Source organism: Halogranum gelatinilyticum (assembly GCF_900103715.1).
Taxonomy (GTDB): domain Archaea; phylum Halobacteriota; class Halobacteria; order Halobacteriales; family Haloferacaceae; genus Halogranum; species Halogranum gelatinilyticum.
The window spans coordinates 257,786-283,538 of sequence record NZ_FNHL01000001.1 but is presented as its reverse complement, the minus strand read 5'-3'; the positions used below and the strand labels follow the sequence as shown (position 1 = coordinate 283,538).

General features: G+C 66.7%; 23 protein-coding genes and 1 pseudogene. 12 read left to right on the top strand and 12 right to left on the bottom strand.

Annotation, left to right across the window (positions count from 1 at the left end; all coding sequences use genetic code 11):
* Positions 1-210 precede the first annotated feature (210 nt).
* The 3 genes from katG to BLR57_RS01395 form a co-directional block, all read right to left on the bottom strand.
* Positions 211-2,346 carry a catalase/peroxidase HPI gene (gene katG, locus BLR57_RS01405; protein WP_089693395.1) on the bottom strand — a complete coding sequence of 712 codons (2,136 nt, stop codon included), beginning with the start codon at positions 2,344-2,346 and terminating at the stop codon, positions 211-213.
* Positions 2,347-2,567: 221 nt separating this feature from the next.
* Positions 2,568-3,032 carry a Tfx family DNA-binding protein gene (locus BLR57_RS01400; RefSeq protein ID WP_089693394.1) on the bottom strand — a complete coding sequence of 155 codons (465 nt, stop codon included), beginning with the start codon at positions 3,030-3,032 and terminating at the stop codon, positions 2,568-2,570.
* A 75-nt stretch (positions 3,033-3,107) separates the two neighbouring features.
* Positions 3,108-3,563, bottom strand: a complete 456-nt coding sequence (locus BLR57_RS01395) for a TRAM domain-containing protein (RefSeq protein ID WP_089693392.1) — start codon at positions 3,561-3,563, stop codon at positions 3,108-3,110.
* Between the two features lie 111 nt (positions 3,564-3,674).
* Between BLR57_RS01395 and BLR57_RS01390 the strand changes: the two genes are divergently transcribed.
* Positions 3,675-4,391 (top strand): hypothetical protein, encoded by a 717-nt coding sequence (locus tag BLR57_RS01390; protein WP_089693390.1) that lies wholly within the window; start codon positions 3,675-3,677, stop codon positions 4,389-4,391.
* Here the strand turns inward: BLR57_RS01390 and BLR57_RS01385 are convergent.
* Entirely contained in the window at positions 4,364-6,334 is a 1,971-nt protein-coding gene (locus BLR57_RS01385) for a MutS-related protein (protein ID WP_089693389.1), read from the bottom strand. The genes BLR57_RS01390 and BLR57_RS01385 overlap by 28 nt on opposite strands.
* Before the next feature lie 141 nt (positions 6,335-6,475).
* Here BLR57_RS01385 and larE point away from each other — a divergent pair, with 141 nt between their 5' ends.
* The gene (gene larE / locus BLR57_RS01380; protein WP_089693387.1) at positions 6,476-7,345 is read left to right on the top strand and encodes an ATP-dependent sacrificial sulfur transferase LarE; all 870 of its coding nucleotides are present in this window, start codon (positions 6,476-6,478) and stop codon (positions 7,343-7,345) included.
* Here larE and BLR57_RS01375 read toward each other — a convergent pair.
* A complete protein-coding gene (locus BLR57_RS01375) occupies positions 7,327-7,965 on the bottom strand; it encodes a histidine phosphatase family protein (protein WP_089693385.1) in 639 nt (212 codons plus the stop codon). The genes larE and BLR57_RS01375 overlap by 19 nt on opposite strands.
* 91 nt (positions 7,966-8,056) lie before the next feature.
* Between BLR57_RS01375 and BLR57_RS01370 the strand changes: the two genes are divergently transcribed.
* Positions 8,057-8,560, top strand: coding sequence for an SRPBCC domain-containing protein (locus BLR57_RS01370; protein WP_089693383.1), 504 nt, complete (start codon positions 8,057-8,059; stop codon positions 8,558-8,560).
* 32 nt (positions 8,561-8,592) lie between these two features.
* Here BLR57_RS01370 and tatC read toward each other — a convergent pair whose 3' ends face one another.
* Positions 8,593-10,005, bottom strand: a complete 1,413-nt coding sequence (gene tatC, locus BLR57_RS01365; RefSeq protein ID WP_089693381.1) for a twin-arginine translocase subunit TatC — start codon at positions 10,003-10,005, stop codon at positions 8,593-8,595.
* A 99-nt stretch (positions 10,006-10,104) separates the two neighbouring features.
* Between tatC and BLR57_RS01360 the strand changes: the two genes are divergently transcribed.
* The 4 genes and pseudogenes from BLR57_RS01360 to BLR57_RS01345 all read left to right on the top strand — a co-directional run.
* Positions 10,105-12,333, top strand: a complete 2,229-nt coding sequence (locus BLR57_RS01360; RefSeq protein ID WP_089693379.1) for a twin-arginine translocase subunit TatC — start codon at positions 10,105-10,107, stop codon at positions 12,331-12,333.
* 122 nt (positions 12,334-12,455) lie between these two features.
* Entirely contained in the window at positions 12,456-12,629 is a 174-nt protein-coding gene (locus tag BLR57_RS01355; protein WP_089693377.1) for a ribbon-helix-helix domain-containing protein, read from the top strand.
* Entirely contained in the window at positions 12,622-13,332 is a 711-nt protein-coding gene (locus BLR57_RS01350) for a queuosine precursor transporter (protein WP_089693375.1), read from the top strand. Before BLR57_RS01355 ends, BLR57_RS01350 begins: the two co-directional genes overlap by 8 nt.
* A 141-nt stretch (positions 13,333-13,473) precedes the next feature.
* Positions 13,474-13,656, top strand: a pseudogene (locus tag BLR57_RS01345) (hypothetical protein); the annotation flags it as partial.
* 117 nt (positions 13,657-13,773) lie between these two features.
* Here BLR57_RS01345 and BLR57_RS01340 read toward each other — a convergent pair.
* On the bottom strand, positions 13,774-14,550 hold the full coding sequence (locus tag BLR57_RS01340) for a 23S rRNA (uridine(2552)-2'-O)-methyltransferase (RefSeq protein WP_089693373.1): 777 nt from the start codon (positions 14,548-14,550) through the stop codon (positions 13,774-13,776).
* A 177-nt stretch (positions 14,551-14,727) separates the two neighbouring features.
* Between BLR57_RS01340 and BLR57_RS01335 the strand changes: the two genes are divergently transcribed.
* A complete protein-coding gene (locus BLR57_RS01335; protein WP_089693371.1) occupies positions 14,728-15,471 on the top strand; it encodes a DNA polymerase sliding clamp in 744 nt (247 codons plus the stop codon).
* Positions 15,472-15,619: 148 nt separating this feature from the next.
* On the opposite strand, the gene BLR57_RS01330 is transcribed toward BLR57_RS01335, so the two are convergent.
* The 3 genes from BLR57_RS01330 to BLR57_RS01320 all read right to left on the bottom strand — a co-directional run bounded on the left by BLR57_RS01330 (position 15,620) and on the right by BLR57_RS01320 (position 19,367).
* Positions 15,620-17,308, bottom strand: a complete 1,689-nt coding sequence (locus BLR57_RS01330) for a sensor histidine kinase (protein ID WP_089693369.1) — start codon at positions 17,306-17,308, stop codon at positions 15,620-15,622.
* A 98-nt stretch (positions 17,309-17,406) separates the two neighbouring features.
* Positions 17,407-18,738: an MFS transporter gene (locus BLR57_RS01325; protein WP_089693367.1), complete on the bottom strand. Its 1,332-nt coding sequence runs from the start codon at positions 18,736-18,738 to the stop codon at positions 17,407-17,409.
* 41 nt (positions 18,739-18,779) lie between these two features.
* On the bottom strand, positions 18,780-19,367 hold the full coding sequence (locus BLR57_RS01320; protein WP_089693364.1) for a DUF7474 family protein: 588 nt from the start codon (positions 19,365-19,367) through the stop codon (positions 18,780-18,782).
* 96 nt (positions 19,368-19,463) lie between these two features.
* On the opposite strand from BLR57_RS01320, the gene BLR57_RS01315 reads away from it, so the two are divergent.
* Positions 19,464-19,868: a hypothetical protein gene (locus tag BLR57_RS01315; protein WP_089693362.1), complete on the top strand. Its 405-nt coding sequence runs from the start codon at positions 19,464-19,466 to the stop codon at positions 19,866-19,868.
* On the opposite strand, the gene BLR57_RS01310 is transcribed toward BLR57_RS01315, so the two are convergent.
* Positions 19,865-21,886 (bottom strand): DUF460 domain-containing protein, encoded by a 2,022-nt coding sequence (locus BLR57_RS01310; RefSeq protein WP_089693360.1) that lies wholly within the window; start codon positions 21,884-21,886, stop codon positions 19,865-19,867. The two genes, BLR57_RS01315 and BLR57_RS01310, sit on opposite strands and share 4 nt — an antisense overlap.
* A gap of 135 nt (positions 21,887-22,021) precedes the next feature.
* Here BLR57_RS01310 and BLR57_RS01305 point away from each other — a divergent pair, with 135 nt between their 5' ends.
* Both BLR57_RS01305 and BLR57_RS01300 read left to right on the top strand, forming a co-directional pair.
* Positions 22,022-22,984 carry a prohibitin family protein gene (locus BLR57_RS01305; RefSeq protein WP_089693358.1) on the top strand — a complete coding sequence of 321 codons (963 nt, stop codon included), beginning with the start codon at positions 22,022-22,024 and terminating at the stop codon, positions 22,982-22,984.
* A gap of 5 nt (positions 22,985-22,989) precedes the next feature.
* Positions 22,990-23,421: a DUF8108 domain-containing protein gene (locus tag BLR57_RS01300; RefSeq protein ID WP_244509879.1), complete on the top strand. Its 432-nt coding sequence runs from the start codon at positions 22,990-22,992 to the stop codon at positions 23,419-23,421.
* A 3-nt stretch (positions 23,422-23,424) separates the two neighbouring features.
* Here the strand turns inward: BLR57_RS01300 and rnz are convergent, their stop codons facing one another.
* Positions 23,425-24,351 carry a ribonuclease Z gene (rnz, locus tag BLR57_RS01295; RefSeq protein ID WP_170830575.1) on the bottom strand — a complete coding sequence of 309 codons (927 nt, stop codon included), beginning with the start codon at positions 24,349-24,351 and terminating at the stop codon, positions 23,425-23,427.
* A gap of 179 nt (positions 24,352-24,530) precedes the next feature.
* On the opposite strand from rnz, the gene BLR57_RS01290 reads away from it, so the two are divergent.
* Complete coding sequence (locus tag BLR57_RS01290; protein ID WP_244509877.1) at positions 24,531-25,718, top strand: DUF4382 domain-containing protein; 1,188 nt, start codon at positions 24,531-24,533, stop codon at positions 25,716-25,718.
* Positions 25,719-25,753 lie beyond the last annotated feature (35 nt).

The following is a 25,753-nucleotide window of genomic DNA, read 5'->3' as shown; positions in this document are numbered from 1 at the left end:
GTGATAACTGTTGTTCTAATACCCCCCTCCCATCCTGAAAGCTGATAATATTGCTTTAGGTCCGCTCGATGCGTCAGTCGTTGTCGACCGAGACGACGTCTCCGGGGGTGGTCATTCCCTGATACTGGAGCGGGTTCTCAGGCTCCCCATCCCAAACCGAAAAAAGGTCCACACCGACACCCGTTCAGCGTGCCGACGACTCGGTTCGGTTTACTTCAGGTCGAAGCGGTCGGCGGTCATGATCTTGTGCCACGCGTCGACGAAGTCCTCGACGAACTTCTCCTCGGCGTCGTCGGCACCGTAGACTTCCGCGATGGCACGGAGTCGCGAGTGCGAGCCGAAGATGAGGTCGACGCGAGTGCCGGTCCACTTGACCTCGCCCGTGTCGCGGTCGCGAACCTCGTAGAGGTTGTCCTCGCCGTCGACGGGCTGCCACGCGTTCTCCATGCTGAGGAGGTTGTCGAAGAAGTCGTTGGTGAGCGCGCCCGGCTGGTCGGTGAAGACGCCGTGGTCCTCGTCGCCGTAGGTGGCTCCGAGTGCGCGCATCCCGCCGACGAGGACGGTCATCTCCGTCGGCGTGAGACCGAGAAGGTCGGCCTTGTCGACGAGGAGTTCCTCGCCGGGCTGCTCGGCGGCGTCCGAGCGGTAGTTACGGAAGCCGTCGGCCTTGGGCTTGAGCGCCTCGAAGGACTCGACGTCGGTCTTCTCCTGACTGGCGTCGGTGCGGCCCGGCTCGAACGGGACGTCGACGTCGTGGCCAGCCGCGGCGGCTGCCTCTTCGACGGCGACGTTGCCGCCGAGGACGATGAGATCCGCGAGCGAGACGCGCACGTCGTCGTCACGCGAGCTGTTGAAGTCCTCCTGGATGGCCTGCAGCGTGTCGAGGGCGGTCGCGAGCTGTTCCGGCTCGTTGACCTCCCAGTCGCGCTGCGGGCGGAGACGGATGCGCGCGCCGTTCGCGCCGCCGCGCTTGTCGCTGTCGCGGTACGTCGACGCCGACGCCCACGCGGTCTTGGCGAGCTGCGAGACCGAGAGGCCGGAGTCGAGGATGGCCTCCTCGAGTTCTGCGACCTCCGCGTCGCCGACGGTGTCGTAGTCGGCGTCCGGGATGGGGTCCTGCCAGATCATCTCCTCGTCCGGGACTTCCGGGCCGAGGAAGCGTTCCGGCGGGCCCATGTCACGGTGGGTCAGCTTGTACCAGGCCTTCGCGAAGGCCATGCCGAACTCCATCGGGTTCTCCTGGAACCGCTCGATGATCTCGCGGTACTTGGGGTCCTTCTTCAGCGCGATGTCGGTCGTCAGCATCATCGGCGTCGCCTCGCCCTCGTCGTGGGCGGGTTCGGCACTGCCGTGGAGCGACTCGTCGGTCGGCGTCCACTGCCACGCGCCGCCGGGACCCTTCTCCGGCTCCCACTCGTACTCGAGCAGGTTCTCGAGATAGCCCATGTCCCACGAGGTGGGCGACTGTGTCCAGGGACCTTCGATACCGCTCGTGATGGTGTCGGCACCCTTGCCGGAGCCGTGGTCGTTCTCCCAGCCGAAGCCCTGCGCCTCGATAGGTGCGGCCTCGGGTTCCGGGCCGAGGTTCTCGGGGTCGTCCGCGCCGTGGACCTTCCCGAAGGTGTGGCCACCGGCGATGAGCGCGACGGTCTGCTCGTCGTTCATCGCCATGCGGTCGAACGTCTGGCGGATGTTCTTCGCCGACGCCTCGGGGTCGGGCTGGCCGTCCGGCCCTTCGGGGTTGACGTAGATGAGCCCCATGACGGAGGCACCGAGTCCCTCCTGGATGTTACCGGGCTCGTCGAAGCGTTCCTGCGTCTCCATCTCGTCTTCGGGACCCCAGTCGACGGCCTCGTCCGGTTCGTACTCGTCCTCGCGGCCACCGGCGAAGCCGAACGTCTTGAAGCCCATCGACTCCATGGCGACGTTGCCGGTCAGGACCATCAGGTCGGCCCACGAGAGGCTCTTTCCGTACTTCTGCTTGACGGGCCAGAGCAGTCGGCGCGCCTTGTCGAGGTTCGCGTTGTCGGGCCAACTGTTGAGCGGCGCGAACCGCTGTCGGCCACCACCGGCACCACCGCGGCCGTCGCTGGAACGGTACGTTCCGGCACTGTGCCACGCCATCCGGATCATCAGCGGGCCGTAGTGGCCGTAGTCGGCTGGCCACCAGTCCTGTGACGTCGTCAGGACGTCCTCGATGTCGTCTTTGACCTCGTCGAGGTCGAGCGACTCGAACGCCTCGCCGTAGTCGAACTCCTCACCCATCGGGTCAGAAGTGCGGGCGTTCTGGTCGAGAATATCCAGGCTCAGCTGTTCCGGCCACCAGTCTTTGTTGGACCTCTTCATCGTCAGCCAATTGTTGCCTTCGCCTGTTAAGATTATCTATCTCGGAAACCATCTGTTTGCAGCTTGCGAAACAGTCTTTTCTATTACCAAAATTTTGTGGCTAGTCGAGTCGGATTCATCCGTCGAACGGTCCCGGCGGAAACCGAAGAGAGTCGATGATATCTCCGGGCGATAGAGTCACCAACCGACGGTCTCCGCCAGCCGTCTCCGAGTGACAGCTGTCAGCGCGAGCGTCTGACCCGGACCGAGCCGTCGCTCGTCACGCCGACGAGGATCGACTCGCGGACCTCGCGGCCGCGAATCGCGTCGCCAGCGGCGTCGCTGACGAGTTTCATCAGGTCCGGCGCGGTGTGGTTGACCTTCACACCGGCGTCGTCGCAGGCGTCGTAGACCAGTTTCGGCACGTCGTAGAGGTCGGTTCCGGCGGCGACGTCGACCTGCACGGGCGCGGTCAGTGCCTCGGCGAAGGCGACGGTCTCACGTGCCTTCTCGACGTTCGAGCGGGCACTCGCCTCGATACTGGAGACGTTCGCTCGCGACGTCCCGAGACAGTCGGCGATGACTGCCTGTCGGACTCCACGCTCGCGGAGCACGAGCACCTCCGCCTGCCGTCGCGTCAGGATGCTGCGCTCGGGGTCGAAGCCGACCTGTTCCAAGAGCGCGTCGACATCCGGGACGTCGTCCATAGGACTGCTTGGGAAGGGGTCGCAAAAAAGGTACAGAAATCACTGTCCACGGCCGAATCAGCGGCCGAACGCTGTCTAGGACCCGCCCCAGAAGTTGTCGCGGCTGCCGAGCCGCTCCGGACGGCTCGGTCTGTCGCGACCACGGTTGCGGTCCCGGTCGTTGTCGGTGTCGTCGTCCGACTCGTCTTCCGTCTCCTCCATCGGGAGCCGCTCGACCTCTTCTGCGCGAGCGTGGTTCGACATCACGCGGATGATCTTGACCTTCGCACGAGCGTCGGGCAGGATTCCGTCGACCATGACGATGAAGCCGTCCTCGGTGCGGCCGACACCGGCACCGCTCTCGTGGATGTCGGTCACCTCGACGATGACTTCCTCGCCCGGCTTGACCGGTTGCTGTTTCAGGTCGCGGATCGGTTGGTCGTAGTGCTGACACCACTCGGCACCGCCGCGGTTTCCGTAGTGTTGACAGCCCATGCCCTGGATGCGCTCTTGGAAGCTTGGGCAGTCGTCAGCCAGTGGACAGTCCGGCATAGCCGTGAGTACCCGGGGGTCGGTCTAAACCCTTCCGTTCGGGTGATTGGCCGGACGAGGGCGACTGTCCGGCACCGAAACCCTTTCGCCCGCGCTCACTAACCCCCGGCCATGAGCCGTCGCGTCCCCGAGTTCGCGCTCGTCACTGGAGGCTTTCTCGCGCTCACGGTGCTCGGCGTCGGCGTCGCCTTCACGGGCGATCTCGTCCGGTCGGCACTCACCGCCGTCGTCGTCGGCTACCCCTTCGGTCTCTACGCCGTGAGCCACAGCGAGGACCCGACCGAGGTACTGCCGCCGCGGTACGTCCTCCCGGCGGCCGCCGTCGCCGGCGCGAGCCTCCTCGTCGCGGCCGTTCCGGGCGCGACCGAACGGCTCGCCGGACGACTCCTCTACGCGCTGTTCGTCGCGCTCGTCGTGGCACTGCCGCCGGCAGCCTACGCCGTCTCCTACGGCCGACTCCGACCGCTGCCACCCCGAGCGACGGCCGCTGGGGGAGCCGTCGTCGGCGCGACGCTCCTCGTCGCCGGTCCCCTCGCTGGCGACGCGGTCATCGGTGCGGCCGACGCGCTGCTCGTCTTTCTGGCCGGTGTTGGCTACGCGGACGTCCACGGCGTCGGTGCGACCCGCCGGACCCGCCGCCTGCTGGTCCTCGCTGGCGGCGTGTTCAGCCTCGCTCTCGTCGGCGTCGGACTCGTCGTCGGGTCGACGACGACGCTCCTGCCGTGGGTCGTCGCGGCCATCACGGCCGCGCTCGGCCCGAGTCTCCACTACGCGTTGTCGGTGGAGCAAGGGCGTCGAGGTCAGAACTTCTTCAACAGGCGGTCGTAGAAGGCGTTGCCGCTCTCGCCGGCCAGTTTCTCGACGATGAGCTCCGGCGTCGACCGCGCGAGATGGTCCTTGACGGGCGAGCGGTTGACGACCAGCTGGCCGTCTTCGAGGCCGACGGCCTCGATGCCGTCGACGGCGACGTGGAAGTCCGCGGCCTCGCGGATGCCGCCAGCGAGATGGGAGACGAACACCGCCGTCGCGTCCTGCCCGTCGAGTTCTTCGAGGATACCGGCGATGATTTTGGCACTGGCACCTGGTTCGGTGATGCTCTCCAGTTCGTCGACGAGCACGAGGCGGTTTTCGGCCCCTTCGGTCAGGTCGGCGAAGTCCCGGAGCGTGGCCTCGAACGCGCCAGCGTCGAGCGTCCCCTGTGACTTCGCGTAGTAGTGCAGTTCCTCGAAGGTCTCCAGTCGGACGCGCTCGGCGGGGACGGGCAGGCCCATGTGGGCGAGCAGGACGACGACGCCGACGAGGTCCAGCGTCGAGGTCTTGCCACCGCTGTTGACGCCGGAGAGGAGCGTGACGCCCTCGACCGTGTAGTCGACGGGGTCCACATCTGCAAAATCGACGTCCAAGAGCGGCGAGCGGCCGCCCTCGATGGCGAAGCCGCTGCCGCCGAACTCGGGCATGACGCACTCGAAGTCGCGGGCGAAGCGGGCGACGGCGAGTTCGACGTCGCGTTCCAGCGCGTCGCGAACGAGGGCTTCGACCGGCTCGCGCAGGTCGCCGAGGTCGGTCGCGAGTTCGGCCTTCAAGCGAGCGGCGCGCTGGTCGCGGGCCGCGCCCAACTCGGTCTTCAGGCGCGAAGCGACGTCCTCGCGGTGTTCGACGGGGAAGGTCGGGTCGGTCGGAAACAGCCGTTCGACGGGACCGTCCTCGCCGGACTTCAGCGAGAGGCTGTCGACGACGTGCTCGCGGGCCTTCGCCAGCGCGTCGTCGTACTGGTCGGCCAGCTCGCGGTCCAGGAGGGAGTCGACCCGCGCGCCCTGCTCGACGAGCGAGAGGAAGTCAGTTCCCTCGATGGTGACGTCCTGTTCGCGGATGGCGTCCCGCAGATGGTCGTTGGCGACGGATTCGGCCGTCGAGACAGCGGCCGACACGTCGTCGACGGCGTTGGTGAGCCGGGTCAGTTCGTCGTCGCCGACGAGTTCGCCATCGTCGTCGACGCGGGAGAGACCGTCCCGCAGGTCTGCGAGCGAGCACGCGGGGTCCATGCCCGCGGCCTCGTGGACCTCGGCGGCCGCGAGCAGTCGTGAGCGGTTGGCCGCGAAGAAGTTCAAGAGGCGTTCGGGGACGATGTCGGCCGGGCGGTCGAGAGCGTCGGGCCAGACCCGGACGTCGCCCTCGACGTCGATACCGGCGAAGGTCTCGTCGATGACGACGACCGTCGAGTACGACCGCGCGAGTTCGGCGATGTCGCGGCCGTCCTCGACGATCTCGACTGAGAGTTCGGGGTAGGCCTCGTCGGTCTCGGCGTAGCGTTCGGCGTCGGCGGTGGCGAGACAGCGTTCGCGGACGCGCTGGGTCGGCGGCGACTTCAGGGGTGCGACGTCGGAGAGCGCGTCGAGGACCGCGTCGTCGACCTCGCGGGCCATCGCCTCGCTCGCGAAGGCGCGGACCTCCTCGATGCGCGACTCGGCGGTGCTCGGAAACAGCGTCTCCAGGCGTTTCTCGGCGTAGGTCGTCTCCGTGCGGGCTTGCAGCAGCCCGAGGACGTCCTCGTAGAGGTCGCGGGTGTGGCTGGTCGCGAGGAAGCCGCCGTCGTCACCGTGTCGCTTCCGGATGGCTCCCCGTGCGATGGCGGCCGCCCGTCCCGCGGTGAGACCGGGGGCGCGGGCGAGCGCGGCGACGTCACCGTCACGGAGGGCGCGTTCGGCGTCGTCGAGGCGAGCGAGCGACGCGGCCGTCTTCTCACCGACGCCGGGGATGGCCGTAAACTCCATTCGTCGCAGGATATTGCGGCCTCTGATAAAAGAATGCGGGTCAGGTCGGGGGATGTGGGGTGAATCGGCCGGCGAGACACGAGCGACGACGAACCATGCCGAAGGCAACGCGCTTTTGCAGTCCCACCGGTAATGCCGACTATGACTCTCGACGAGAAGCTCGCTGCTGTCCGGGACGACCTCGCCGAACGCGACGGCGTGCTCGTCGCCTTCTCCGGCGGCGTCGACTCCGCCGTCGTCGCCACACTCGCCCGCGATGCCCTCGGCGACGACGCCGTCGCCTGCACCGCCAGAAGCGAGACGCTGCCCGAGGCGGAACTGGACGACGCCAAGCGCGTCGCGAGCGAGATCGGCATCCGCCACGAACTCGTCGAGTTCTCGGAACTCGACAACCCGGCGTTCGTCGAAAACGACGGCGAACGCTGCTATCACTGCCGGACGATGCGTCTCGGCAAGATGTACGAGGCGGCCCAGTCGTTGGGCATCGACACCGTCTGCGACGGCACCAACGCCTCGGACCCCGGCGAGGGCCACCGTCCGGGTCTCCGCGCCGTGGAGGAACTCGAAGTCTTCTCGCCGCTCTTGGCACACGATATCACCAAAGACGAGGTTCGGGAGATCGCCGACCGCTACGACCTCTCGGTCGCCGACAAGCCCTCGATGGCCTGTCTCTCCTCGCGCATCCCGACCGGGCTGGAAGTCACCGAGGAGAAGCTCTCGCGCGTCGAGAAGGCCGAACGCGTCCTCCGCACCTGGGGCTTCTCGCAGTTCCGCGTCCGCGACCACGACGGACTGGCCCGTATCGAGGTCGCCGAAGAAGAACTCGACGACGCACTCGACCCCGAGTTCGTCCGCGCGGCCCGCGAACATCTGAAAGACGTCGGCTTCGACCACGTGACGCTGGACCTCCACGGCTACCAGACCGGCAGCGTCAGCCCCGCCAACGAGGCCTACGACGAGGAGCCGGTCGTCGCCGACGTCTTCGCCGAAGACTACCCGATGCGCGAGTAGTCGAGACCGTCGAGAAAGCCAGTCTCGTTTTCGACCACCAGTTCGGGCGGACTCGCCACCCGGATCTCGTTGAGCGCGCAGTTCGCTTGCTCTTGGTCGAGCACCGCCGCCACCGCGTCGAGTCCCTTCAGGTCGGCGAGGACGAATCTGATAGGACCGCCGTGGCTGACGACGAGCACCGTCTCTCCCTCTTCGAGTCCGTCGAGGAGGTCGGCCCACGCCGTCAGCACCCGCTCGCGGAGGTCCAAGAAGCTCTCGCCGCCCTTGGGCCGGGCTTCGGCCGCCGAGTAGCCGACGGCTTCGAGGCTGTACTCGGGCAGCTGCTCGTGGAGTTCGGCGTCCGTGAGTCCTTGCAGGAAGCCGAAGTCGCGCTCGCGCCACGCCGGGTCGAGGGCGACGTCGCGGCCGAGCGTCCGGGCGAGATGGTCGGCCGTCTCCTGCACCCGGCGGAGGTCGGAGGCGACGACGCGGTCGACGTCGTAGGTCGCCGCGACGTGACTTGCGAGCGCGTCGGCCTGCTCGTGACCACGCGCCGTCAGCCGTGACGGTGCCCAGCCCTGGATGCGGCCCTCGCGGTTCCAGTTCGTCTCGCCGTGTCGGACGAGGAGCACCGTCGCCATACTGGACGTTCTCCGGGGGAGGCTATGAGCGTTGTCGCCCTGCCGAGCTGTGTCACGCGAGGTTGAACATCTCGGCCGTCGTTAGGGTCTCATGCGAGAACTCACGACGACGGTCGACATCGACGCCGCGCCCGAGGCAGTGTGGGCGGTACTCACCGACTTCGAGCACTACCCCGAGTGGAACCCCTTCATGCGCGTCACCGGCCGCGCCAACGAGGGCGCGCGGCTCGTCGTCGACCTGACGCCGCCGGGTGGCCGGGACTTCCAGTTCCGACCCACGGTGACGCGCGTCGACCGCGACCACGAGTTCCGGTGGCTCGGCCACCTGTTCGTCCCCGGTCTCTACGACGGCGAACACCGCTTCATCTTGGAGACGCACGACGAGGGCACCCGACTGACGCACGCCGAGTCGTTCGGCGGCGTGCTCGCCGGGCTAATCAACCGCTTCGTCGGCGAGGGCACCGAGCAGGGCTTCGAGGAAATGAACGCGGCACTGAAGGAGCGAGTCGAATCACTGGCGACAGCGGAAGCCAACGGAGTTGAAGCGTCGCGAGCGGCGAAAGACGACTCGACCGGCGACGAGGTCGCGGTCTAATTCTCGTTTTCTTTCGTTCTCTTTAGTTCGCTCTAGTTCCCGGTCCACCGCAGGAGCGCGAGCGTCCCCTCGAACAGCGTGACCATCGTGATGGCGATGATGATGGGTGCCATCCCGGTCGGGTCGGGGCTGACGAGGAACGCGAGCCCGAGGAACGCCCCCCAGAAGATGAGCCGCTTGTCCTCCAGCCACTCGCGGGTGACGAGGTTCATCATGATGGCGAGCATGATGAACAGCGGAATCTGGAAGACGATGGCCATGTAGCCCATCAGGATGAGGATGAGGTTGAACGTCTCCGCGAGACCGAACGCGATGAGCGCCGTCCCCGTCGTGTAGCTGGTGAAGTACGCGAAGATGGAGGGAAGCACGACGAAGTGTGCGAAGGCGACGCCGACGACCGCGAGGATGAGACTCGTCGGGACGGACGCCAGATAGTATTTCCGCTCGTTTTGGTACAGTCCGGGTCGCATGAACAGATACGACTCGTAGACGAAGACTGGCAGGCCGACGACGACGCCGACGAGGCCGGCGACCTTCAGTTTCGTCAGGATGAGTTCCAGCGGGCCGTAGACGTGGGGGCGGAGATCCTCGTTGCCGGGGAGACCGGCACCAGGGATGTGTTGGTTCCAGAGGAAGTTGATGATGTCGACGGTGCTCGGGACGTACGCGAGCACTTCGCCGAGACCGAAGACCGAGAGCGCGACCCCGCCACCGAGGACGAAGACGACGGCGAGCCGCCGGACCATCTCCTCGATGTGGTCCGCAAGCGGCATCTCCTGGTCGGAGTCGGGACCGTCGATGAAGCCGTCCTCGAAGTCGTCGAGGTCGTCGCCGTCGTCTTCGAGGTGGCTGAAGTCTTCGGCGAAGCCGTCGGGCATCTCGTTCGAGAAGCCGCCGTCGGCCTCGCTCGTCTCGCTGGAGTCGTCGGTGTCGGCGTCCGGAGACGGCGACTCCTCGGAAGCACTGTCGGAGGCATCCGCGTCGGTGTCGGCGTCAGCAGCGTCCGCGTCGTCGACGGGTTCGAGTCCGCCCGTGTCCGACTCGCCGTCCGCGGTAGCCCCGTCGTCGGTGTCGGAGTCGCTCGTCTCGGTGGCTCCGTCGGTATCGACGTCGTCAGCGTCGGCATCGTCGTCGACGTCGGCCGCGGCATCGTCGTCAGCATCGTCGACAGCGGCATCGTCGTCTGCGTCGTCTGCGTCGTTGGCGACATCAGCGTCGTCTGCGTCGGCCGCAGCATCGTCAGCATCGTCAGCGTTGTCGGCGACAGCAACGTCGTCAGCACCGTCGCCATCGACATCGCCGTCGCCGTCGCTGGTCTCCGCTACCTCCGGCTCTGCGGCCGGTTCGGTATCGGTATCGGTGGATTCCGTGACGCGGTCTGTCGGCTCGTCGCTGCCGTCGGGGTCCCGCGACGGCTCGCCAGCCGACTCCGATTCGTCGCCCATTCAGTTGGTCTACGCTCCCGCTGTGTTATAGGCCTTTTTCCATTGGCTCGCCGGGTGCAGTCGAAAAGATTGATAACGACGAGACGGTTCCGAAACTGTATGTCTAGCGCGCTCGACGAGGACACCCGCCGCGCACTCGGTGAGGGCCGGGAGACCGCCGGGGCCATGTTGCGGTCGGCCCAGAAAGACGGGCAGAAGATCTTTATCGTCTTCCTCATCGGCTTTCTCGGCGCGTTCTACGCTCTCCAGTACCGTGTGTGGCAGTTCCTGAAGGACGTGACCAAGGCTCGGATGAGCCAGGAACTCGGCGAACAGGTCGTCATCATCGCCCAGACGCCGTTCGACGTCATCCTCTTACAGGCGAAGATCAGCCTCGCCGTCGGTATCGTCGTCGCGTTTCCGGTCTTCATCTACTTCGCTCGTGACGCGCTCGAGGAGCGTGGCTACTGGCCGCGCTCTCCGGTCGCCATCTGGAAGGTGGCCCTCGTCGGCCTGCTGTCGCTCGTGCTCTTCGCGCTCGGGCTGTTCTACGGCTACTACCTCTTCTTCCCGCTGATGTTCCAGTTCCTCGCGGAGAACGCCATCGCGGCCACGTTCGAGCCGCGCTACTCCATCGTCAAGTGGGCGCAGTTCATCTTCCTCCTGACCATCTCGTTCGGTCTCGCCGCCCAGATGCCGCTGGCGATCACGGGGCTGTCGTACACCGAGATCGTCCCCTACGAGACGTTCCGTGACAAGTGGCGCTACGCCGTCGTCGCCATCTTCGTCTTCGGTGCCGTCTTCTCGCCGCCGGACCCCTTCACGCAGATCATGTGGGCGGCACCGCTGCTCATCCTCTACGGCTTCAGCCTCTATCTCGCGAAGATCGTGGTGACGGCCCGTCGGAGCAGCGAGCGGACGAGCTTCCGCGCGCTCGCGGCGTCGAAGTGGAACGTCCTCGCAGGCGTCTTCGCCGGCGGTGTCGCCGCCGCGTATCTGTTCTACACCCGCGGTGCCGTCACGGCCATCAACGCGTACCTCGATACGAGCACGGTCGGCACGTACACCGACTACCGGCTGCTCTCGGCGGGCGAACTGCTCCCGCTGTCGCCGACGCTCAACGCCGTCCTCGTCGGAGCCGCCCTCGGTCTCGTCGGCGTCGTCGTCGCGCTGATGTACTTCGTCCTGTCGACGCTGGACGAGGACGTCCCCGACGAGGGTGCGATGGGCGACCCGACCGCGCTCGACCTCGGCGAACTCGACGAGGCGGGCGTCCGGGCGGCCCCGCTCGAAGCCTTCGCCGCGCTCACCGAACCGCAGGCACTCCAGCTTGCCAGCGACGCGATGGACGACGGCGACCACGCGAAGGCTCAGGCCATCCTCGACCGCTTCGACGAGGCCGAGACGGCCGACATCGAGGGCGACGGTGACGTGGCCATCGAGACGCCGGACGCCGACGACGATGGCGACGGCGACGACGAGACCGCGCCCGGGAGCATCGAGGACCGCGCGACCCGCGCCGGTGGCTCGTTCCTCTCGGAGCTGACGGAGGGCGAGCGCGACGAGGACGACATCGGTGGCTACTACACCGACATCATGTTCATCGTCGACAGCGTCACCTCGAAGGCGTTCTGGGTGGTCGGCTGGTTCATGCTCGTCCTCGGCGGGACGTTCACCTGGCTCTACAGCGGCGGTATCGGCGAGGTGAAAAACGACTTCCTCGACCGGCTTCCGGCCGCGGTCAACCCCGACTCGCTGACGGTCATCACGCTGCATCCCGTCGAGGCACTCATCTTCGAGGTGAAGTTCTCGACTCTCGTCGCGGGCATCATGACGCTGCCGCTCATCGCGTTCCTGGCGTGGCCCGCACTCCGCGAGCGGAAGCTCGTCTACGGCCGCCGCTACGTCATCTTCGGCTGGGTCGGCGCGCTGCTCGTCGGTCTCGTGGGCGGGTTCGCCCTCGGCTACAGCTACGTCGCCCCGACGGTCATCAGCTACCTCGTCGCCGACACGGTGTCCGCGAACATGGTCATCAGCTACCGCATCACCGACTTCTTCTGGCTCATCTTCTACACGACGGCCGGAATCGGGCTCCTCGCGGACATCCCGGTGTTGATGGTGCTTCTGAACACGGCTGGGGTCTCCTACAAGGCGATGCGGGGCCGCTGGCGCGAGGTGACGGTCGGTATCCTCACCTTCGCGGCCTTCTTCACCCCCGCGGGCATCCTGACGATGTTCCTCGTCACGATTCCGCTCATGGCCGCCTACGGCGTCGGACTGGCCGTGCTGTTCATCTTGACGTTCGGCGGCCGCCGCGACCTCGTGAACCCCCGAACCGCGGACGCGTAGTCGCCGACCATCCGACGCGTCGCTGCCTGCTGTTTTCTTTCGGCTTCGAACGAGATAGGGGTAACACTTGCATCCGCGTGTCGAAGTGTAAGAGGTAAGTATTCGCCCACGAACCCCAGCGTATGGCGAAGATAAGCGTGGAAATCCCTGACGAACTGCTCGCCGATCTGGACGAACACGTCGGCGAGAACGGCAAGTTCGTCAACCGCAGCGACGCGATTCGGGCATCGATCCGCAAGACGCTGGACCTCCTCGACGAGATCGACCAGCGACACGGCCGACTGAAAGATGAATGACAGCAGCTACGAGCCTTCGCTCGCTCCTATCGCCCTCGTCGGCCTGTTCGTCACGGCACTCGTCACCGCCCAGCTCGTCTCCTCGAAACTGCTCGCGTTGACGGTGCCGGTCGTCGGCGTCGTCCTCACCGCCCCCGGCGGGACGCTGGCCTACGCGGCGACCTACTTCGCCTCCGACTGTATCTCGGAACTCTACGGCCCGCGCTTTGCCCGCCGCGTCGTCAACGTCGCCTTCGCGATGAACTTCGTAATGCTCGCGCTCGTCTTCGCGACCATCCAGCTCCCGGCCGCACAGGGCAGCCCGGTCGACCCCGACCAGTTCGCGACCGTCCTCAGCTCCGGCGGGAGCATCGTCCTGGGGTCGTCGCTGGCCTACCTCGTCAGCCAGAACTGGGACGTGCTCGTCTTCCACCGCATCCGCGAGATGACGGGCGAGTCGTTCCTCTGGCTCCGCAACATCGGCTCGACGGCGACGAGCCAACTCATCGACACGGTCATCTTCACTGTCGTCGCCTTCGCCGTCGCGCCCGTCCTCCTCGGCACCGGTCAGGCCCCGCCGACGAACGTCATCGTCAGCATCGTCGTCGGTCAGTATCTCGTGAAACTCTTCATCGCGCTGGTCGACACCCCGCTCGTCTACGCCACCGTCGGCGCGATCCGCGCCAGCGACGACGACGGCGTCGTCCCGACGACCGCCGACTGACTGGCGGCCGTCGCGTCCTACCGGTTCGCGCTCCCGACCGTTTTCGCCCTGATTCTCCCTGATTCTCCCTGATTCGCCCCACAGAGACTGTCAGTGGCGGATACAACTGTATTTATGTCTTTTGGTAACAGACCACACGGTATGGGCGGGACGCACAGAATCCGACTGACGGAGCGCGACAGCATGGAACGGGGCGTCCGCTGTCCGAACTGCGGGAGCTACACGTCGTTCCACGACATCATCGCGACGGGTCACTGCCGGGGCATCCACCGACGGGAGGAGCCGTGCGAGACGGCACTGGCCATCGACCTCGTGGTGCGAGAGGTGGAGATACACGAGAGAGAGTTCGAAGCCGAGAGCGTCGGGACGCTGGAGCCGGAAGACTGAGCGCGAGAAGGGAAGTGAGAGAGACGGCACGGAGCGGCCGCGCCGGTGGCCGGGTTACTCGTCGGCGACGCGCTCGGCGAACGCGAACCGCGGTTTCACGTCCGTAATCTCGACGGTGACGACGTCACCCGTCTCCGTGCCGGAGACGAAGACGGTGAAGTCCTCGACCTTGGCGATGCCGTCGCCCTCGCTGCCGACGTCGACGATTTCGACCTCGAGCTCGTCGCCCGTGCGGATGGGGGCGGTGATGCGGCCCTTCCCGATGAGATAGAGTTCCGAGGACTCCTTCCGGGAGGCGTCGGGGTGGGTCGCCCGGACGTACTGGAACTCCTTCTCCATGTCTTCGCGCAGGTCCGGCAGGTCCGGGCCGTCGAACACCTTCACCGCGAGGTCACCGCCGCTGTCGAGGACGTCGAGCGCGACCTCGAAGGCCTGGCGGGCGAGATAGACCGACCGGGCGTGGTCGAGGTTGTACTCGCCGGTCATGTTCGGGGCCATGTCCGAGAGGACGACATCCGCACCGTCCTCGCCGAGTTCGGCGAGCAGTTTCTCCTTCGTCTCCTCCTCGGTCATGTCGCCGCGGATGGTCGTCACGTTCCGCGCCTCCAGCTCTTTGATACGCTGGAGGTCGACGCCGACGACCTTGCCGTGTTCGCCGACCTCCTCGGCGGCGACCTGCAGCCAGCCGCCGGGGGCGGCTCCGAGGTCGACGACGTGGTCGCCGGGCGACAGCAGCCCGGACGACTCGTTCAGCTGTTTCAGTTTGAAGGCCGACCGTGCCCGGTAGCCCTGCTGTTTCGCCCTGTTGTAGTATTGGTCCTTGCGTGGCATCTGTTGAGCACGGATAGACCACCAAGCCCTAAACAGGCTTCGTTGTCGTCGACAGGGGTCGTCGGCTGTTGGCTGTCGGCTGGAGCACCCGTGTCCCACCGCTCCGTCGCGCGCTCGCACACGGGCGAGACACTAAATCAGGAGTATTTTTAAGGCCCATCTCGTAGCACGCACCATATGTTCAAGGCCATCGTCAGTGCGTCCACCCTCCGGGACGCGCTCGACTCCGTGAGCGTGCTTGTCGAGGAGTGCAAGATCCGACTGAACGAGGACGAACTCGCCATCCGCGCGGTCGACCCCGCCAACGTCGGCATGGTCGACCTCTCGCTGGAGGCGGCGGCGTTCGAGTCCTACGAGGCCGACGGCGGCGTCATCGGCGTCAACCTCTCGCGGCTCGAGGACATCGCGGGCATGGCCAACTCCGGCGACCTCATCCAGCTCGAACTCGACGAGGAGACCCGCAAGCTCCACATCCAGATCGAGGGTCTCTCCTACACGCTGGCACTCATCGACCCCGACTCCATCCGCCAGGAGCCGGACATTCCGGACCTCGACCTCCCCGCCGAAATCGTCTTGGAGGGCAACCAGATGGACCGCGGTATCAAGGCCGCCGACATGGTCTCCGACCACATCCGCCTGCACGTCGACGAGGAGGAGGAGGCCTTCTACATCGAGGCCGAGGGCGACACCGACGACGTCGACCTCAAGATCGGCAGCGACGAACTCATCTCGCTGCAGGCCGGACCGGCCGACTCGCTGTTCAGCCTCGACTATCTCAAGGACATGAACAAGGCCATCCCCTCCGACGCCGAGGTCACCATCGAACTCGGCGAGGAGTTCCCCGTCAAGCTCCACTACGAGTTCGGTGAGGGCATGGGCCACGTGACGTACATGCTCGCGCCGCGCATCCAGAGCGACTAAGCACGACACGCCCGCGGTTTCTCTCTTCTCTCATCGTCGGTGAGCGACGCGTCAGGCGGGTCGACGGGCTGGGAAGTCAACACGGCGTGAACGCAGACGCGACGTGAATACGGACGGGACCTTCAGACGGCCGAGACGCTCGCCCGGCTCACCGCACCGGCAGCCGGACGGTCGCGGTCGTTCCGCGTGAGTCGTCGTGGCCGTCCGTCGCCGTCCCCGTCTCGAAGGAGAGACCGCCACCGAGCGATCTGACGCCCCAGTGGACGAGCCAGAGCCCGATGCCGCTGCCGTGTTGCAGCGGCGTCTCCGTGCCCGCATCGATGGTATCGAGTTCGTGGTCGGGGATTCCGGGACCGTCGTCGGCCACGGTGACGACCAAGCCACCCCCGTCGACGGCTGCCGAGACCCACACCTGCGGCGCGTCGACGTCGTTGTGTTCGATGGCGTTCTCGACGAGGTTCTCGACGACGGCGTCGAGCACGTCGGGGACCGTCCGGACGACCAGTTCGTCGGGGAGGTCGGCGGTGACGGTTGCCGCGGGGAACGCGTCGCCGAGTTCGTCACAGACCGCGCGGAGCAGCGAGGCGACGTCGACGCGCGTCGGGTCGCCGGGCGACTCGATGAGCTGTTCGAGCTTGCGGGCCTTCTCGCTCATGTCGACGAGACTCCGCGCCTTCCGCTCGATGGTGCTCGCCATCCGCGCTTCCGACTCGGGCAGCGTCTCTTCGAGCGTCTGAGCGTAGCCGAGGACGACCGTCATGTCGTTGCGGAGGTTGTGTCTGAGGACGCGGTTGAGGACCTCCAGCCGTTGGCGACGCTGTTCGCGTTCGGTGATGTCGTTGAGCGTCACCGTGTGACCGACGAGGCGGTCGTGCTGGTCGGCGATAGCGGAGGTCGTCAGCTCGTAGGTCCGCCGGTCGTCGCCCGCGGTGAGGACGGTCTTCGGCGACCCGCCGTCGGCTTCGAGTCCGAACCCCGGCACGAGGTCGCCGAGCCGCCGTTCGAGCAGTTCGTCGGTGGACATCTCCAGGACGTCCTGGGCCTTCCGGTTGACCTCGACGATTCTCCCCTCGGGGTTGACGATGACGACGCCGACGCCGACGTCGTCGATGGCGGCCCGGCGGCCGAGACGACGGGTCGTCGGCGTGAGACCGAACAGCTCGAACCGGAAGAGTGCGTAGCCGAACGCCAGCCCCGTCACGGCCAGCGCGATGGGCGTGAAGTTGATCTGGGGGTACGGACCGACGACGAAGGTCCGCTTGACGTGGGCGACGGTCGGGACGAGGCTGCCGACGAGCATCGCGAGTGCCTGCTCGCGGTAGAACGCGCCCTGCGAGAGCAGCATCTCGCCGATGAGAGCCACCCCCGTCCCGATGAGGAGATAGCCGTAGGCGGCGTGGAGATAGTACCACGGACCGGGGTCGTAGAGCACCGTCGCCGCCCCGAACGCCGGTTCGACGTGGTAGTTCGCCCACATCAAGTGGTGGGCGTCGTTGGTCGCGACGAGCACGGTCGTCACGACGGGGACGACCGCAAGCGCGGCGACGACTCGCCGGGTGACGACCTCGCTGCGGCCGGTGTAGCCGAGCGCGAACATGAGCCACGCGGGGGCGACGAGTGCCTGCCCGATCTCGTTAGATATCTCGAACAGTTCGCGCGCGGCGGGGTCGAAGGTGACGAGCGCTCCCGCGTAGGAGAGCGACCAGACCGCTGCCCCGAAGGTGAAGACCGCGAAGGAGGGAGCCCCCGGCTCGTCACGGTTGCGGAGGGCGAAGACCGTGAGTGCGAGCGTCGTAATACCCGCCAGAAGCGAGAGGAACACGAGCGGGGAGGGCATCGGAGAGACGGACGGCCCACGAGCATAAAAACCGACAGGTCGCGCCAACCGACTGTCGGAGCAATCCGGAGGTCAGGAGGCCGATAAGTCAAGCGCGACTACCGGCGGGCGATGGTGAACAGGATCGCCAGGATGGGAATCACGAGCACCGCACCGGCGACGAAGGGGGACCAGTAGGTGACCGCGGCGTAGAGTGCCGCCATCGTCGGGGGACCGACAGTCCGGCCCAGACTGCCTGCGCCCTGCGTGACGCCGAACGCACTGCCCTGTTTGTCGGCGGAGGCCGACGTGGAGACGAGCGTCGACAGCGCGACGTTGAGAAGCCCGTTGCCGAGCGAGAGTGTCGCCAACACGACGAGGAGCGCGAGAAGTTCTCGAGTCAGATAGGCCGGGCCACCGACGGCCGGGAGGAGCGTCCCCAACTCGGGCGAGAAGGGAATCGCCGCGAGCGCGACGAGCAACAGCGACGCCCCCATGATGGCGATGCGCGGCTCCGAGACGACCCGCGAGAGGCGGCCGACGACGACGCCCTGGTTGATGACGCCGAGGACGCCGATGTAGGTCAGGAGGAACGCGGTCTGCGTCGCGTTGTAGCCGTAGATGTCGGCGGCGAACGGGATGAACATGACCTGAATCCCCGAGAACGCGACCGAGACGAGGAAGTAGGCGACGACGAGTCCGCGCAGCCCGCTGTCGCGCAGCGCGTCGGCGAACTGCCCGACCAGACTGCGGCGAGCGGCGACGCCGCGTTCGCGCTCGGGTTCCGGCAGGAACGCTGCCGCAGCCGCCAGTGCGAGGAGGCTGAGCGTCGCCGCCGCGAAACTCGGCAGCGAGAAGCGCGTCGCCGGGATGAACGCCGGGAAGATTTCACGGGCCGCCGTGACGACGGCGTCGCTGGCGAGCACGCCACCCACCGCGGGACCGAAGATGAAGCCGAGGCTGAACGAGGCACCGATGAGTCCCAACGCGCCCGCACGCCGCTCGGGCGGCGTGATGTCGGCGATGTAGGCCTGTGCGGTGGCGATGTTCCCGCCCATCGCCCCGGCGACCATCCGCGAGACGAAGAGCACGGCGAGTCCGGCGGTCAGCGTGAGAGCGTCCGAGACCTGCCCGGCCAGCCCGAAGACGGTCCACGCGATGGCACTGCCGAGCAGCGAGAGCATCAGGACGGGGCGGCGGCCACGTTCGTCGGAGAGCCGCCCCAAGAACGGCGCGAAGAGGAACTGCATCAGCGAGTAGGAGGCAGCCAGGAGACCGATGAAGACGTCGCTGACGAGGAAGCTGCGCACGTAGAACGGCAGGATGGGGATGACGATACCGAAGCCGAGCAGGTCGATGAAGACGACGCCGATGACCGTCGCGAGTGCCCGGCGGCGGGAGGCGACGGCGGGGTCGGCGTCGGCCGCGGTGGCGGCCTCGGGTCCGTTCATACCCCTACGGCGTCGGCGACGGGCCTAACGCTTTCCCCGACTCACAAGCTCCGGTCGATGACCCGCTTCGCCGCCGTCGCCTTCTCCTTCCAGCCGTAGCCGGCCTCGTAGACGTGGCGTTTGCTGTCGACGAGCTGTTCGGGCGAGGCCTCCTCGAAGCCGCCGCGGTCCCACGCGCCCGACTCGCGGAGCCAGTCGACGACGTGTTCTTTCGTCTCTGCCCAGGACAGCCCGACCATCTCGTACCACGCGACCATGGCGAAGACGGCGTTGTCGTGACAGCCGGGGACACTCCCTTTGAGATAGAGCGTCCGCATCGGCTCGCTGGTCGGCTCGGAGACGAGTTCCTTATACTCGGACGCGGTGAGCAGGCGGAGCGCGCCGTCCTCCTCGACGACGCGCTGTTGGCGTTTGAGCGACTCGACGGCGGCGACGTGGAGGTTGTCCCACTCGCCGTGGACGAGTTCGGGGAGTGCCTCCTCGCGGCGGGGGCCGACGGAGAGCAGCGAGACCACGTCGATGTAGGCCTTCTCCACCTCGGGCCACTGGGTCCCCTCGAACCGGCAGTCGGCGTCGTGCAGGCTGTTGGTGGTGCGACAGCCCGGACACGGATAGTCGAATCGCGGCACGACCCCTGCTTGTCAATCGGCGGTAATAGCTTGCGTGGTTGCCGCCGAGAGAGCGGAAAGCGAAGGGTCGATAGGCACGCGGCCCGACTTCCCGGTGTGCTATCCCGCAGACGCGCCCTCCACGCGCTCGGCGTCGCCGCCCTCGGCCTCCTTGCGGGCTGTTCGGCCATCGACAGCGACCCGAAACCCGGCTCCCTGCTCGTCGTCAACAACAGCCCCGAGAGCCACACGCTCCGGCTCACCATCGCCCGCGACGGGTCGACAGACGACCCACGCGAGGAAACCGTCTCCATCGGTGCGTCGGAGTGGGGGCTGCGGAACGGACTCCTCACCGACCCCGGCGTCTACGAGGTGACGGTGACACTCGCGAGTAGCGAGAACGAGCCGGTGACGACGACGGTCGAACTGACAGGCGAGTCGGGAAGCCTTCGTGGCGAGAATCTGGAGGCGTTCATCGACGAGGACGGGAGTCTCCGCGTCGAGGTGCGGACGTACGACTAGTTCTTCTCGCCGCCGTTGGCGCGGTGTTCGCTGATGATCTGGTCGACCATCTCCGACTTCTGTTCTTTCTGCCGCTCCTCGGCGCGCCCCTCCCAGTCGTCGATGACCGACTGGACGTCGCTGCCGCGGGCGATGGCGAGTTCGTCGATCTCCTGAATCGAGATGCCGTCGGCCGGGCCGACCGGAATCTCGTGGTCGAACAGCACCTCCTCGGCGACCTCCGAGATGCCGCCCGAGCGCAGGACGGCCTTGGGTCGTTTCTCGGCGAGGAGTTCGGCCGTGCTCCGACCGGCCCCGCTGGCGTCGCGGAGATAGACCACGTCGCCCGCGGAGATGCCGTACTCCTCGACCGTGTCCTGGATGGCCCCCCTGGTGAACTGCTCGACCACCTTCACGGGCACGAGGTCTCGACCCTCCGCGACGTCGGCGAAGTTCGAATGGTCGAGCTTCCAGAGGTCCTTCAGCCGCGAGAGCTTCGACTGGAGTTCGTCGGCACGCTCTTTCTCGGCCGCTAACTCGCGCTCCAGCCGGCCGTTCTCGCGTTCGAGGCGGTTGACCTCGCGGCGTTCGCGGGCCTCCCGTCGCTCCTCGCGGCGGGCGTCCGAGAGCTCCTCTTTGTACTCCTCGATGGTCTCCTCGCGGTCGTCGAGTTCGTCGGTGAGGTCGTCGACGTGCGCCTCCAGCCGCTCGACCTGCGACTCCAGCCGTTTGATCTTCTTCTCTTCGGCCGTGAGTTCCCGCTCGGTGTGTTCGTGCGTCTCCTCCTCCGTCTGCTCGTCGTCCGAGAGGTCCCGGAGGACCGCCTCGACGGACTCCTCGCGGGAGACGACGCGGGCGATGACCTCTCCGCGGTCGAGTCGCGGCGGGACCTTCCGCGTGATGCGGTCGAACTGGTCCTCGTGGGCGTCGAAGGCGAACAGCGCGGCGGCCATCGCGTCGCGTTCGTGGTCGTTGTCGTAGTCGTCGTTTCGAGTTCGATGAAGTTTCTCGTCGACGGGGATGTCCGACGGGGGATGCCAGCCCGCGGCGTCGAAGCTCCGGCGGAACTTCTCGACCGTCTCGGGCATCGGCTCGACGTCGGCGGCGACGATGATGGGCCGACCCCGTTCGATGAGCCACTCGATGACGTCGGCGGTGTCGCTCGTCCGACTGGAGTAGACGTCGAGGACGCTCCCGTCGAGGCCGACGACGGCCGCCGCGGTGGTCGTCCCGGGGTCGATGCCGACGATGACGTGGTCGCGGCGTTTGACCAGTGGTTCGAACTCGATACCGTCCCGGCGTTCGCGTTCGACTTCGATACGGATGTCGCCGGAGCGACGGTTGGAGACGGGGATGTCCTGTGGCCGCGCCTCGACGGTGAAGATCGCGTTCGAGAAGCCGCCGTACTTTTCCGTGACCTCGCGCTCGAAGGCGAGTCCGGCCTCTTTGAGCTTCGACTCGACGTCGCGGGCGGTCGTCTTGACGTTGCCGTGGATGCGGCGGGTGTAGCGGTCGGAGGACCAGCCGCCCTTGCCGGTCGAACGGCCGCGGGAGACCTTGACGGTCGTCGTGTCAGTGAACGCCGAGACCTCGTAGCCGACGTTGGCCGCGGCGAGGCGGGCGGCCGCCTCGGCCTCCTTCATCGGCTCTTTGCCGTAGGGGACGCCGTGGCGGGAGGCGACCCGCGAGAGGGGTTCGGGTCGCTCCGCGCCGGTCACCTGTACGAGTTTCGTGTCGGCGGGGAGTGACTGCAGGAAGTGTACGAGCGCGTCCTTGTCGGCCGCAAGCTCGTACATGTTGTCCGTCGCGACCATCGCTGGTTCCTCGCGCTCGATGAGGCGGGTGAGTTTGCGGAACGAGACGACGTCACGGTCGATCCGTTCTTCGCCGTCCGCCCCGCCGTCGGTGCCGACACCGGTGTCGAGCGACCCCGTGTCGAGGGCGACGACCGCGTAGGAGGGCGAGTCCCCACGGATGTTGCCGCTCTGGATGTCGACGCCGAACACCAGCGAGTCGAGCGCACTCGTCCGAGTGCTCACGAACCCCGCTAGGGAGTCTGCCGATAAATACCCCACGCCGGGGACGACGACTCCCCGTGGCCGCCGAGACGTGTCGAGATTTAGACTGATATGCGAACTATGAAAACCCCCGCTTTCCACGGTTCTTGTGGTAACATGAGTTCCGACCCAAGCCCTCCATCCCTCCGCCCCGACAACCTCACACGGCTCGTCCTCACGGGCGTGCTCGCCCTCCTCGTCCTCTCGGCCCCCGTCGCCGGGCTTCTCGCGTGGGAGCCCGTCGAAGAGGGGAACGTGAAGGTCGTCAAGAAGTGGGGTGCGACGACCGGCACCGTCTTCGAGCCCGGCGCGCACTTCGTCAACCCCGTCTCGCAGTCGACGAGTAGCCTCTCCGTCCGGCCGCAGTCCTACACGATGTCCGCCCAGCAGGGCGAAGGACAGGTCGACCGCGACGACGCCATCCGCGTCCTCACCGAGGACGGTCTCCGCGTCGACATCGACGTGACCGTCCGCTACCGCGTCGACGCCAGCCAGGCCGTCGACTTCTACAAGAACTACCGGACGGTCGAAACCGCTGAGGAACGGCTGATTCGGCCGTCGATTCGCTCGGTCCTCCGGACCGAAGCGGGCCGCCTCCCTGTCACCGAGATCTACACCGGCGAGGGGCAGACGAAGCTGAAACTCGCCGCCGAACGGGAGCTCGGCGAGGACTTCCAGAACGACGGGCTCATCCTCGAAGCCGTCCAGATCCGCAACGTCGAGTTGCCCGCCGAGTACGCCCGAGCCGTCGAGCAGAAAGAGATCACCGAACAGCGTCGTCAACAGAAACAGAGCGAACTCGAAGTCGAGAAGCTCGAAGCCGACCGAAAGAAGATCGAAGCCCAGGGTGAGGCCGACGCGAACCGCATCGTCAGCGAGTCGCTGACGAACGAGGTGCTCGCCCAGCAGTACATCCAGAAGCTCGACGAGACCGACACCGTCTACATCCCCGTCGGCGGCGAGGGCTACCCGCAGTTCGTCCGGAACCTCGAGTCCGACGGCGGCGGGTCGTCGAGTTCATCGAGTTCGTCGAGCAGCAGTACTGGCACGGAGACGAACAACAGCTCCGCCGAGTCGTAGCCGACATGGACCGTCGGCTCCTCGCTGCCCTCGCGCTCTGTGCGACGCTCGTGGTCGGCTTCCTGGCTCGTGGCCTGTTGCTCTCGGTCGGCCGCGTCGTCCTCGTCGCGCTCGCGCTCGCACTCGTCGGCGGCGTCGCCTATCTGGTGACGCGACAGCCCGCCTACCGACGGTCGAAGGTGGGCGAGGGGACGCGCATCCTCAAACAGCCCGTGTCGGCGGCAGCCGACGCGCACTGCGTCGAGTGCGACGCAGCCGTCACCGACGGCGAGCGTCGGCGGTTCGTCCGCGAGTGGGTGCTGTTCGGCGTGCCGCTCCTCCTGCTCGACGACGGCGAGAACGTCTACTGTGCGTCGTGTGCAGGTGAAGCAGTCGACGTTGCCGAGGCCGTCGCTGGCGACGTCGACGAGACAACTGACGTGCTCCGCGAGACGTAGCGACTACTCGTCGTCCGGGAACGGCACCTCGAACTTCTGGCCGTCGTCGGGGACGAAACACTCCCCGTCGAAGCCCTCGCGACCCTCCCGCTCGATGGGGCCCGCGTTGCCCGCGTAGCGCGAGGAGATGTGTGTGAGTGCCAGTCGTTTGGCGTTGGCGCGACTGGCGACGTCGGCGGCTTCCTGTGCCGTCGAGTGGTACGTTTGGCGCGCGCGGCCCGCCTCCTCGGTCGTGAACGTCGCGTCGTGAATCAGCAGGTCGGCGTCGTGGGCGATGTCGACGGTCGCCTGCACGGGCCGCGTGTCGCCGGTGTAGACCAGCGTCCGGCCGGGGCGAGGCTCGCCGACGACCTGTTCGGGGCGGATGACCGTCCCGTCGTCGAGTTCGACGGTCTCGCCGTTGTGGAGCTTGCCGTACATCGGCCCCGGTGGGATGCCCAATTCCTCTTCGGCCTTCTCGCGGTCGAAGCGGCCCGGCCGGTCCTCCTCGACGATGGCGTAGCCCTGGGATTTCGTCCGGTGGTTCGTCTTGAACGTCCGGACCTCGTAGCCGTCACCGGCGAGCGCGGTCTTGCCGGGGGCGACCTCGTGGATGTTGACGGCGTAGCTGGGGTCGTAGCCGCCGGCGTGGACGAGGCTCTTGATATGCTTTTTCGACCCTGGCGGGACGTGAATCGCCAGTGGGTCGTCGCGGCCGTTGAAGTCCCACGACTGGATGAGACCGGGGATGCCCAGGATGTGGTCGCCGTGGAGATGCGTGACGAAGAGGTGTGTGACGTTGAACCCCGTGCCGAACCGCATCATCTGTCGCTGGGTGCCCTCGCCGCAATCGAAGAGGAACCGTTCGCCCTCGCGGTTGACGAGGAGCGCGCTGGGTGCCCGCTCGGTCGTGGGCACCGCCCCGCTGGTTCCGAGAAACGTCACGCGCATCGACATACCCGAAGTCACACGGGGGACCACTAAACCCGTGTCGGAAGCGCGTCACCGGCAATCCGTGCAGGAAGTCCGACGAACGAACCGTTCAAACCCGTTTATCTCCGTTCAAACTGCTAAATCCGGGAGAACAGACTGTCGGGTATATCAGGCTCTCGGCACTTCCACCGAGTACGATGCGCCGACCAATCGCGACCGTGCTGGTTGCACTCATGCTGCTGCTCGCTGGGTGTGCCGGTGGGGTCGACTCAGGAACGACCGGACCGAGTGGAGAGACAACCGCGGCCGAGAGCGGAAGCACGAGCGGCTCGACAGGGACGGTGAACATGTACGTGAGCGACGAGCGCAACGCCATCGACCAGTTCGAGCATCTCAACGTCACCATCACGAGAGTCGGCTTCCAGAAGGCCGACGCCGACGATGAGGACGACGAGGAGTCCGAATCCGAGAGTGACGAGAACGAGAGCGAGATAGAAGCCGACGACGACGTGGAGATCGAGGCGAACACCACCGTCAACGGCTCTGTCGACGCCAACACGACGGGCGTGAACGCCACGGCTGACGCCGACGTCGAGGCGAACGCGTCGGGCGAGTTCGACGAGAGCGACGGCTGGGAGGAGTACGAGGTCGACTCGAAGACGGTCGACCTGACGAAGCTCCAGGGTGCGAACGCGAGCGCCCTCAGCTCGATCGACGTCGAGGAAGGCAACTACTCGAAAGTCTTCGTCTACGTCAGCGACATCAACGGCACCCTCGAGAACGGCGAACAGGTGAACGTCAAGCTGCCGAGCCAGAAGCTCCAGCTGAACAAAGGCTTCACCATCGGCGCGAACGAGAGCGTCGACTTCGTCTACGACATCACCGTCTTCGAGGCGGGTAACAGTGGAAAGTACATCCTCAAGCCGGTCGCCAGCGAGTCCGGCACGAGCGACGAGGTCGAGATCGACGTCGTCGACGACGAGGACGACGAGCGTGACGACGACGCCGAAGACGCTGGCAACGAGGCCGACGACGCAGCCGAGGACGCGGACGACGCGGCCGAGGAGGCGGCGAACGGCCTCAACGCCTCGTTCGTCAGTGAGGTCACCGCCGGGTCGAACGCGACGATCAGCGTGACGCAGAACGGCTCCGCGGTCGCCAACGCGACGGTCGAAGTCGACGGCGAGGTCGTCGGCGAGACCGACGAGAACGGCGAGTTGACCTTCAGCGTCCCCGAGGGGAGCGAAGAGATCGAAGTGACCGTCACCAGCGGTGACAGCGAGGTCGAACTGGAGCAGACGCTCACCGCGACGGTAGAAGCGGGCGCGAACGCCGGGAACGGCAACGGCAACGGAAACAACGGCCTGACGACGCTGTTCGGCTGACGAAGCCACGACGGCCGTCCCCGCAGAACCGCGAT

Coding starts and splice junctions, on each gene's coding strand:
- BLR57_RS01305 (WP_089693358.1), top strand. CDS start 22,022: ATGAGTTCCGACCCAAGCCCTCCATCCCTCCGCCCCGACAACCTCACA.
- BLR57_RS01375 (WP_089693385.1), bottom strand. CDS start 7,965: ATGGCGACGGTGCTCCTCGTCCGACACGGCGAGACGAACTGGAACCGC.
- BLR57_RS01330 (WP_089693369.1), bottom strand. CDS start 17,308: ATGCCCTCCCCGCTCGTGTTCCTCTCGCTTCTGGCGGGTATTACGACG.
- rnz (WP_170830575.1), bottom strand. CDS start 24,351: ATGCGCGTGACGTTTCTCGGAACCAGCGGGGCGGTGCCCACGACCGAG.
- BLR57_RS01335 (WP_089693371.1), top strand. CDS start 14,728: ATGTTCAAGGCCATCGTCAGTGCGTCCACCCTCCGGGACGCGCTCGAC.
- larE (WP_089693387.1), top strand. CDS start 6,476: ATGACTCTCGACGAGAAGCTCGCTGCTGTCCGGGACGACCTCGCCGAA.
- BLR57_RS01350 (WP_089693375.1), top strand. CDS start 12,622: ATGAATGACAGCAGCTACGAGCCTTCGCTCGCTCCTATCGCCCTCGTC.
- BLR57_RS01355 (WP_089693377.1), top strand. CDS start 12,456: ATGGCGAAGATAAGCGTGGAAATCCCTGACGAACTGCTCGCCGATCTG.
- BLR57_RS01385 (WP_089693389.1), bottom strand. CDS start 6,334: ATGGAGTTTACGGCCATCCCCGGCGTCGGTGAGAAGACGGCCGCGTCG.
- BLR57_RS01360 (WP_089693379.1), top strand. CDS start 10,105: ATGTCTAGCGCGCTCGACGAGGACACCCGCCGCGCACTCGGTGAGGGC.
- tatC (WP_089693381.1), bottom strand. CDS start 10,005: ATGGGCGACGAATCGGAGTCGGCTGGCGAGCCGTCGCGGGACCCCGAC.
- katG (WP_089693395.1), bottom strand. CDS start 2,346: ATGAAGAGGTCCAACAAAGACTGGTGGCCGGAACAGCTGAGCCTGGAT.
- BLR57_RS01340 (WP_089693373.1), bottom strand. CDS start 14,550: ATGCCACGCAAGGACCAATACTACAACAGGGCGAAACAGCAGGGCTAC.
- BLR57_RS01400 (WP_089693394.1), bottom strand. CDS start 3,032: ATGGACGACGTCCCGGATGTCGACGCGCTCTTGGAACAGGTCGGCTTC.
- BLR57_RS01325 (WP_089693367.1), bottom strand. CDS start 18,738: ATGAACGGACCCGAGGCCGCCACCGCGGCCGACGCCGACCCCGCCGTC.
- BLR57_RS01370 (WP_089693383.1), top strand. CDS start 8,057: ATGCGAGAACTCACGACGACGGTCGACATCGACGCCGCGCCCGAGGCA.
- BLR57_RS01390 (WP_089693390.1), top strand. CDS start 3,675: ATGAGCCGTCGCGTCCCCGAGTTCGCGCTCGTCACTGGAGGCTTTCTC.
- BLR57_RS01300 (WP_244509879.1), top strand. CDS start 22,990: ATGGACCGTCGGCTCCTCGCTGCCCTCGCGCTCTGTGCGACGCTCGTG.
- BLR57_RS01290 (WP_244509877.1), top strand. CDS start 24,531: ATGCGCCGACCAATCGCGACCGTGCTGGTTGCACTCATGCTGCTGCTC.
- BLR57_RS01395 (WP_089693392.1), bottom strand. CDS start 3,563: ATGCCGGACTGTCCACTGGCTGACGACTGCCCAAGCTTCCAAGAGCGC.